The sequence below is a fragment of the Treponema sp. Marseille-Q4523 genome (assembly GCF_016901105.1).
In the GTDB taxonomy this organism is placed as follows: domain Bacteria; phylum Spirochaetota; class Spirochaetia; order Treponematales; family Treponemataceae; genus Treponema_D.
Genome location: NZ_JAFEVM010000064.1, coordinates 3,466 through 5,119, shown reverse-complemented (window position 1 = coordinate 5,119; position 1,654 = coordinate 3,466). Strand labels below are relative to the sequence as shown.

1 rRNA gene is annotated in these 1,654 nt (G+C 57.7%); it reads left to right on the top strand.

Annotation, left to right across the window (positions count from 1 at the left end):
- Positions 1-6 precede the first annotated feature (6 nt).
- Positions 7-1,543 (top strand): 16S ribosomal RNA (locus JSQ97_RS12420).
- The last annotated feature ends 111 nt before the right edge of the window (positions 1,544-1,654 follow it).

The following is a 1,654-nucleotide window of genomic DNA, read 5'->3' as shown; positions in this document are numbered from 1 at the left end:
AACATAATGATGGAGAGTTTGATCCTGGCTCAGAACGAACGCTGGCGGCGCGTCTTAACCATGCAAGTCGAGCGGCAGGCAGCAATGCCGAGAGCGGCGGACTGGTGAGTAACACGTGGATAACGAACCCCGATGCCCGGGACAGCCTGTAGAAATAGAGGGTAATACCGGATAGATCACTGTTTACGTGAGGTAGACAGCGGGAAAGGAGCTTCGGCTCCGCGCCGGGATCGGTCTGCGGCCCATCAGCTAGACGGCGGGGTAAGGGCCCGCCGTGGCGAGGACGGGTATCCGGCCTGAGAGGGCGGACGGACACATTGGGACTGAGATACGGCCCAGACTCCTACGGGAGGCAGCAGGTAAGAATATTCCGCAATGGGGGGAACCCTGACGGAGCGACGCCGCGTGAACGAAGAAGGCCGGAAGGTTGTAAAGTTCTTTTCTGTCCGAGGAATAAGTGTAGGAGGAAATGCCTGCATGGTGACGGTAGGGCAGGAATAAGCACCGGCTAATTACGTGCCAGCAGCCGCGGTAACACGTAAGGTGCGAGCGTTGTTCGGAATTATTGGGCGTAAAGGGCATGCAGGCGGGTCGCCAAGCTTGGTAAGAAATACCGGGGCTCAACTCCGGAGCTATATTGAGAACTGGCGAGCTAGAGTTGCCGAAGGGTATCCGGAATTCCGCGTGAAGGGGTGAAATCTGTAGATATGCGGAAGAACACCGATGGCGAAGGCAGGATACCGGCGGACGACTGACGCTGAGGTGCGAAGGTGCGGGGAGCAAACAGGATTAGATACCCTGGTAGTCCGCACAGTCAACGATGTACACTGGGCGTGTGCGCAAGAGCGTGCGTGCCGAAGCAAACGCGATAAGTGTACCGCCTGGGGAGTATGCCCGCAAGGGTGAAACTCAAAGGAATTGACGGGGGCCCGCACAAGCGGTGGAGCATGTGGTTTAATTCGATGGTACGCGAGGAACCTTACCTGGGTTTGACATCAAGAGCGATCATATAGAGATATGTGAGCGTAGCAATACGGCTCTTGACAGGTGCTGCATGGCTGTCGTCAGCTCGTGCCGTGAGGTGTTGGGTTAAGTCCCGCAACGAGCGCAACCCCTACTGCCGGTTACTAACAGGTAGCGCTGAGGACTCAGGCGGAACTGCCTGCGACAAGCAGGAGGAAGGCGGGGACGACGTCAAGTCATCATGGCCCTTATGTCCAGGGCTACACACGTGCTACAATGGCCGCCACAGAGCGGGGCGAAGCCGAGAGGCGGAGCAGAACGCAGAAAAGCGGTCGTAGTCCGGATTGAAGTCTGAAACTCGACTTCATGAAGCTGGAATCGCTAGTAACCGCACATCAGCACGGCGCGGTGAATACGTTCCCGGGCCTTGTACACACCGCCCGTCACACCATCCGAGCAGGGGGTACCCGAAGCCGGCAGTCCAACCGCAAGGGGGACGCTGTCGAAGGTACGCTTTGTGAGGGGGGTGAAGTCGTAACAAGGTAGTCGTACCGGAAGGTGCGGCTGGATCACCTCCTTTTCCAAGGGAAGAGGGGCGCGCAGTGTACGCGCGTAAACCGTATGCGTCAGAGGATGCTGTTTGCACGATAGTGTATTCAGACGGCGTCCGCTTTCTTTCTTTCCCTGTGCC